Origin of the sequence: Moraxella sp. VT-16-12 (assembly GCF_002224245.2) — a bacterium.
GTDB lineage: Bacteria > Pseudomonadota > Gammaproteobacteria > Pseudomonadales > Moraxellaceae > Moraxella.
On sequence record NZ_NKHK02000006.1, the window covers coordinates 147,663 to 154,824 of the forward strand.

Here is a 7,162-nt window from a genome sequence, read left to right on the forward strand (position 1 = left end):
TTTTGTCTAAAATTTGCCTTATCTTATCATAAACCATTAAAATTCTTGGAGTATGTCATGACCAAAAAAGCCATTTTAGCCCTACAAGACGGTACAATTTTTCATGGTGTCAGTATTGGGGCGGTCGGCAGTACGGTCGGCGAAGTTGTTTTTAATACCGCCATGACAGGCTACCAAGAGATTTTAACCGACCCAAGTTATGCTCGTCAGCTTGTTACGCTCACTTATCCGCACATTGGCAATACAGGATGCAACGATGAAGACAGCGAATCAGGGCGTACACATCAGGTGTGGGCTGACGGTCTTATCATTCGTGATTTGCCATTATTACACAGCAATTTTCGTGCCAAGCAATCGCTTTCTGACTATCTAAATGAGCATGGTGTGGTGGCGATTGCCGACATTGATACTCGTAAATTAACTCGCCTATTGCGTGAAAAAGGGGCTCAAAACGGGGCGATTGTGGCAGGTGATGAGATTGATGAAAAGCAAGCAATAGAGCTTGCCAGGAGTTTTGGCGGACTAAATGGGCTTGATTTGGCAAAAGAATGCTGTGATAAAGCAGGTTTTGAGTGGACAGAAGGCTCTTGGGAGTTGGGAGTAGGTTTTGCTAAGCCTGAACTAAAATACCATGTGGTTGCTTATGATTATGGTGTCAAGACCAATATTTTGAGAATGCTGGCTGACCGTGGTTGCCGTTTAACGGTAGTGCCTGCTACCACACCTGCTCAAACGGTGCTTGATATGAACCCAGATGGCATATTTTTATCTAATGGACCTGGCGACCCTGCGGCGTGTGATTATGCCATTGATGCGGTAAAAACCATTGTTGAGACAAGCAAAATTCCTATGTTTGGCATTTGTTTGGGACATCAGATTTTGGCACTTGCCAGTGGTGCTAAGACGATGAAAATGGGGCATGGTCATCACGGAGCAAACCACCCTGTGCAAGATTTAGACAAAGGTACAGTAATGATTACCAGTCAAAACCACGGTTTTTGTGTGGATGAAAGCACTTTGCCAAGCACGTTGCGAGCCACACATCGCTCATTATTTGATGGCACTAACCAAGGCATTGAACGTACCGACCGCCCTGCGTTTAGCTTTCAAGGACATCCAGAAGCCAGCCCTGGCCCACATGACTGTTCGGTGCTATTTGACCGTTTTGTAGAAGAAATGCAAAAGGCAAAAAGCTAATAACAGATAAATAAAACGATTAATAGCGATTACAAAGTGTAAGATTTTTGTACTACTCATCGTCTAATTGGTGTTTTATTGGGCAAGATTATCGCCTATAAATACACATTGGTTTTAATGATTTAGATGGTGGGTGTGTGATGACAACAATCGTAATTTTATTTGTGGTATTTTTTGCGGTACGTTTGGCGTTTTTGGCGGTTTCTATTAAAAACGAAAAACGCCTGATTGCCAAAGGTGCGGTACAAGTTGGCGAAAAAACATCAAAGATTTTAGCTGCCGCACATATTATTTATTATTTTAGTGCTTTGGCAAGTGCTTATTATTTTGATGTGGTGTTTAATAATATTTCTTTGCTAGGTGCGGTGATTGTCGCTATATCGCTATTGATGCTTGGGATAATTATTCGTGATCTTGGTGAGATTTGGACGGTCAAAGTTTATATCGCCCCCAATCATGTGATTAACCGCTCTTGGTTGTTTAAAACTTTTAAACACCCCAATTATTTTTTAAATATCGTGCCTGAATTAATTGGCATTGGGTTATTGTGCCAAGCGTGGTGGGTGATGATGATTGGTTTGCCAATTTATGGTGTGATTTTGGCTAAGCGTATCCGCGAAGAAGAGACTGCCATGAAACATTTGTTCTAAAAAGCGTTTGGGATAAATTTTGATGAATAAATATCCGTTTTACTTGGTGAATGTGTTTGCTCAAAGTCATTTTGGTGGTAATCCTTTGGCTGTTTTCCCTTGTGCTGATGGCTTGACTGATGAGCAAATGCAAAAGATTGCCCAGCAATTCAATTTAAGTGAAACGGTATTTATTGTTGCCCCGAGTGATGATAAAGCAGTGGCAGATTTGCGTATTTTTACGCCAAATTATGAAATGCCCTTGGCGGGACACCCAACATTAGGCTCAGCATTTATTTTAAAACAGCTAAATAAGTTACCTGATGTATTTATCTTAAACACCAAAGCCAAGCCTGTACAAATTTTTACCAACAAAGCTCATGTACAACTTAAAATACAGGGCTTTGAGATGGCACAAAGCCAAATGGATAAATCATCATTGGCTCATCTAAGTGGTTTAACTGCTGATGATATTGCAAGCAAGGCGTATTTTGTAAATAGTGGCACAGAGCAAATTTTGGTGGCACTTAGCAACCATCAAGCCTTAAAAAATTTGCATATTGACAGGTTAAAACTGCGAGTTTTAAATGCGGACAATCCATTTAAATCCACCGAAGAGCCATCTATTTATTATTGGTTTGCTGATGGAGAACGCGTTTACTCACGTATGTTTTTTGAGCAAAATGGCGTGATGGTGGAAGATGGTGGTACAGGTTCTGCGTGTGCCAATTTGGGGGCATATTTTATCAGCCAAAACCAATATCCCGCCACCAAGCATATCCATCAAGGCGATGAGATGGGCAGACCCAATCGCTTATTTTTGTCGGTAGATGATGAGCAAAATATTTATGTTGGCGGTGATGTGATAGAAGTGGGGAAGGGGGAGTTTTATGTGCCATAATTGTCTAAAATTTGTCCATTAATAAATCTATATCAGTAAATTAATAAAGATAATCTTTAAAGCGAGTAAACCATGCCAAAACGTACAGACATCAAATCCATCTTAATCATTGGTGCAGGTCCAATTGTCATCGGACAAGCCTGTGAGTTTGATTATTCAGGAGCTCAGGCGTGTAAAGCCTTAAAAGAAGAAGGTTATCGGGTGATTTTGGTGAACTCAAACCCCGCCACGATTATGACCGACCCATCTATGGCGGATGCCACTTATATTGAACCGATTACTTGGCAAACGGTGGCTAAAATCATTGAAAAAGAACGCCCTGATGCGGTATTGCCTACAATGGGTGGGCAGACAGCACTTAACTGTGCCTTGGCACTAGATGCTAATGGTGTGTTAGAAAAGTACGGCTGTGAGCTGATTGGGGCGACCAAAGAAGCCATAGAAAAAGCCGAAGATCGTAAGCTGTTTGATGAAGCGATGAAAAAAATCGGTCTTGAATGTCCCAAGGCTGATATTGCTGAAAATATGGAGCAAGCACTTGAAATTCAAGCCCGTTTTGGTTTTCCTGTGATTATTCGTCCGTCCTTTACCATGGGTGGCTCAGGCGGTGGTATTGCTTATAATAAAGAAGAGTTTTTGCAGATTTGTCAAAGGGGCTTTGATTTATCGCCTACCCACCAGCTTTTGATTGATGAAAGCCTTATTGGCTGGAAAGAATATGAGATGGAAGTGGTGCGAGATAAAAACGATAACTGCATTATTGTTTGTTCTATTGAAAACTTTGACCCAATGGGCGTGCATACAGGCGACAGTATCACCGTTGCACCTGCTCAAACGCTGACCGATAAAGAATATCAGCTCATGCGTAATGCGTCCATTGCTGTTTTGCGTGAGATTGGCGTAGAAACTGGTGGCTCTAATGTGCAGTTTGGCATTAACCCCAAAAATGGACGTATGGTGGTGATTGAGATGAACCCCCGTGTGAGCCGTTCATCTGCCTTGGCATCAAAAGCAACAGGCTTTCCGATTGCCAAAATTGCTGCCAAACTTGCTGTTGGCTATACACTTGATGAGCTTAAGAATGACATCACAGGCGGTAAAACGCCAGCGAGCTTTGAGCCATCTATTGACTATGTGGTTACCAAAGTGCCACGCTTTAACTTTGAAAAATTCCCCAAAGCTGAGCCTGTATTGACTACACAAATGAAGTCGGTGGGTGAGGTGATGGCAATTGGACGCAATTTCCAAGAATCCATACAAAAAGCCTTGCGTGGTCTTGAAATTGGGGCGACAGGCTTTGATGAGGTGATGAGCTTAGAGGGTAAATCCGCCAATGCCATTGTCTCTGAAATTAAAAACCGTTTAAGCATTCCCACGCCTGAACGTATCTTTTATTTGGCGGAGGCATTTCGTCATGGGTTTAGTCTTGATGAGGTGTTTGAGCTGACCAAGATTGACAGATGGTTTTTGGTGCAGATTGAAGATATTGTTAATACAGAAAATCAGATTAAAACGCTTGGTTTTGGGGATTTGACGGCTGATGTGATTCGTCAATTTAAGCGTAAAGGCATGAGTGATTTGCGTATTGCCACTTTGATGGGCATTAGCCAAAAGCAGTTTAGAAAGCAACGCTGGCAGTTGGGTGTATATCCAATTTATAAACGAGTGGATACTTGTGCCGGCGAATTTGCGTCCAACACCGCTTATATGTATTCAAGCTATGATGAAGAGTGTGAGGCAAACCCTACCAATAAAGATAAAATTATGGTCATCGGTGGTGGTCCAAACCGTATCGGTCAAGGCATTGAGTTTGATTATTGCTGTGTACACGCTGCCCTTGCCATGCGTGAAGATGGTTTTGAGACCATCATGGTAAACTGCAACCCTGAAACTGTCTCAACCGACTATGACACATCAGACCGCTTATACTTTGAGCCGATTACCCTAGAAGATGTGCTAGAAATCGTTCGCACCGAACAGCCCAAGGGCGTGATTGTGCAATATGGTGGGCAGACACCTTTAAAACTGGCTCGTGCCTTGGAAGAAGCAGGCGTGCCCATCATTGGTACCAGTCCTGATGCCATTGACCGTGCCGAAGACCGTGAGCGTTTTGCCCAGATGATTAACAAACTTGCTCTACGCCAACCCAATAACAGCATCGTCAAATCATCAGAAGAGGGCATTCGTGAGGCTGCCAAAGTAGGCTATCCGTTGGTGGTGCGTCCGTCTTATGTGCTTGGCGGTCGTGCGATGGAGATTGTTTATAACGAAGAAGAGCTTAAACGCTATTTGCGTGATGCGGTGCAAGCGTCCAATGAAGCACCTGTGCTACTTGACCGTTTCTTGGATGATGCCATTGAGGTGGATGTGGACTGCGTGTCTGATGGCAAAGATGTGGTGATTGGCGGTATCATGCAGCACATTGAGCAAGCGGGCGTACACTCTGGCGATTCAGCGTGTTCCATTCCGCCTTATTCACTAGTTCAAGAGATTCAAGATGAGATGCGTCGTCAAACCATTGCCATGGCAAAAGAGCTGGGTGTGGTTGGTCTGATGAACGTGCAGTTTGCTGTCAAAGATAACGACATTTATATCCTAGAAGTAAACCCACGTGCCAGTCGTACTGTGCCGTTTGTTTCTAAATGCATTGGCACATCGCTTGCCAAAGTGGCAGCTCGCTGTATGGCAGGACAAACGTTGGCAGAGCAGGGCTTTGTCAGCGAGATTGTGCCTAAGCATTTTTCAGTAAAAGAAGCGGTGTTTCCTTTTGCTAAGTTCCAAGGTGTTGACCCCATTTTAGGACCTGAGATGAAGTCCACAGGTGAGGTCATGGGCATTGGTCAGACCTTTGGTGAGGCTTATTATAAAGCAACTTTGGGCAGTGGCGACAGATTGACAGGGCTACCAGAAGAAGGTGAAACCAAGACGGTCTTTATCTCGGTGCGTGATAGCGATAAAGCAGGCGTAGTGGACGTGGCAAAACGTCTGTCAGGTTTTGGTTTTAAAGTGGTTGCCACAGGTGGTACGCATGATGTATTGACAGCAGCAGGCGTGGCTTGTGAACGTGTCAATAAAGTGAGTGAGGGTCGTCCGCACATTGTGGATATGATGAAAAACGGTCAAATTCATTTGGTGATTAATACCACCGAAGGTAAGCAGGCTTTGGAAGATTCTTTCCCAATTCGCCGTGAAGCTTTGCAAGGTAAAATCATGATTGCCACAACGCTAAACGCAGGGCGTGCCGTATGTGAAGCCTATGAGACAGCCTTGCCATTTGATGTGTACAAACTGCAAGAGCTTGGGGCTTGACATTTGTTTTTTAAATGTTAAAATACGCCCATAGCTTTTAACTTGATAAAACACCACCCATTTTGGCGTGGTGTTTTTCACTATGTCATTTTATTTATATTGATATTTTGGAGAAAATATGCAACGTTATCCAATGACCCCACAAGGACACGCCAGTTTGGAAGCGGAACTAAAACAACTTAAAACCGTAGAACGTCCACGCATTACTACTGCGATTGCTGAGGCTCGTGAGCATGGCGACTTAAAAGAAAATGCCGAATACCATGCCGCTCGTGAGCAACAAGGGCTGTGCGAAGCTCGCATTCGTGATATTGAAGCTAAGTTGGGGGGTTCTCAGGTGATTGACCCAACGACATTGCCCAGAGAAGGACGTGTGGTGTTTGGTGTTACTGTTGTGCTAGAAAACCTAGACACAGGCGAAGAAAAACGCTATAAAATCGTAGGTGATGATGAAGCGGATTTTAAAATCAATAAAATCTCTGTCAATTCTCCCATTGCTCGTGGCCTGATTGGTAAATCTGAAGGTGATGAAGCTAAAATTCAAACCCCAAGCGGTTTGGTGGAATTTGAAATTTTAGAAGTGCTATACGAGTAAGTCATGAAACATTTACATATGTTGATGGCAGCCATTACGGTTGCCTTGTATTTATATCAAGTGAGTTTTTTGGTGCGTGGCACAAAACCTGCACTTAGTAAAGCGTTTAAAGGGGCGAGCCATGCCGTTTATATGGCACTTGTGCTAACAGGGCTTTATTTGTTTTGGCAAATCTATCAAGTGGCAGGTATGCAGATGTGGGCGGTGTTGAAAGTGATTTTATTGGTGGTGGCGGTATCTGCCAATATTAAGGCGATTCGCCCAAGCACTACGCCTGTACAAACCAAGGCAGGATTTGTTATTGCAGGGCTTGCGTATCTTGGAATTTTATGGTTGGCAGTGGTCAAGCCAATGTGATTAAAAAAGCAGATTTCTTTGGGGGTCTGCTTTTCAGTTGTTGGTTTTTATCATTGTTATAACAAAGCTAATTGTTAGTCAAACTGGTTTTGTTAGCTATCTCATCATACTCTACTGTCTTAGGACGTTTTTTAAGATTAGTATAACGTTGCAGGCTATTCCAACTGTCATGCC

Annotated in this window: 6 protein-coding genes; all 6 read left to right on the forward strand. The window is 43.2% G+C overall.

The window, feature by feature from the left end; genetic code table 11:
- Positions 1–57 precede the first annotated feature (57 nt).
- Complete coding sequence (carA, locus tag CEW93_RS07195) at positions 58–1,197, forward strand: glutamine-hydrolyzing carbamoyl-phosphate synthase small subunit (RefSeq protein WP_089540794.1); 1,140 nt, start codon at positions 58–60, stop codon at positions 1,195–1,197.
- 140 nt (positions 1,198–1,337) lie between these two features.
- A complete protein-coding gene (locus CEW93_RS07200) occupies positions 1,338–1,847 on the forward strand; it encodes an isoprenylcysteine carboxyl methyltransferase family protein (RefSeq protein ID WP_089540795.1) in 510 nt (169 codons plus the stop codon).
- A 22-nt stretch (positions 1,848–1,869) separates the two neighbouring features.
- Positions 1,870–2,727 carry a PhzF family phenazine biosynthesis protein gene (locus CEW93_RS07205; protein ID WP_089540796.1) on the forward strand — a complete coding sequence of 286 codons (858 nt, stop codon included), beginning with the start codon at positions 1,870–1,872 and terminating at the stop codon, positions 2,725–2,727.
- A gap of 72 nt (positions 2,728–2,799) precedes the next feature.
- Complete coding sequence (carB, locus tag CEW93_RS07210) at positions 2,800–6,036, forward strand: carbamoyl-phosphate synthase large subunit (protein ID WP_089540797.1); 3,237 nt, start codon at positions 2,800–2,802, stop codon at positions 6,034–6,036.
- Positions 6,037–6,154: 118 nt separating this feature from the next.
- Positions 6,155–6,631, forward strand: a complete 477-nt coding sequence (gene greA / locus CEW93_RS07215; protein ID WP_089540798.1) for a transcription elongation factor GreA — start codon at positions 6,155–6,157, stop codon at positions 6,629–6,631.
- Between the two features lie 3 nt (positions 6,632–6,634).
- Entirely contained in the window at positions 6,635–6,988 is a 354-nt protein-coding gene (locus CEW93_RS07220) for a SirB2 family protein (protein WP_089540799.1), read from the forward strand.
- The last annotated feature ends 174 nt before the right edge of the window (positions 6,989–7,162 follow it).

What these genes read in the sequence shown, in the direction of transcription:
- carA (WP_089540794.1), top strand. Translation starts at nt 58, where the DNA reads ATGACCAAAAAAGCCATTTTAGCCCTACAAGACGGTACAATTTTTCAT.
- CEW93_RS07200 (WP_089540795.1), top strand. Translation starts at nt 1,338, where the DNA reads ATGACAACAATCGTAATTTTATTTGTGGTATTTTTTGCGGTACGTTTG.
- CEW93_RS07205 (WP_089540796.1), top strand. Translation starts at nt 1,870, where the DNA reads ATGAATAAATATCCGTTTTACTTGGTGAATGTGTTTGCTCAAAGTCAT.
- carB (WP_089540797.1), top strand. Translation starts at nt 2,800, where the DNA reads ATGCCAAAACGTACAGACATCAAATCCATCTTAATCATTGGTGCAGGT.
- greA (WP_089540798.1), top strand. Translation starts at nt 6,155, where the DNA reads ATGCAACGTTATCCAATGACCCCACAAGGACACGCCAGTTTGGAAGCG.
- CEW93_RS07220 (WP_089540799.1), top strand. Translation starts at nt 6,635, where the DNA reads ATGAAACATTTACATATGTTGATGGCAGCCATTACGGTTGCCTTGTAT.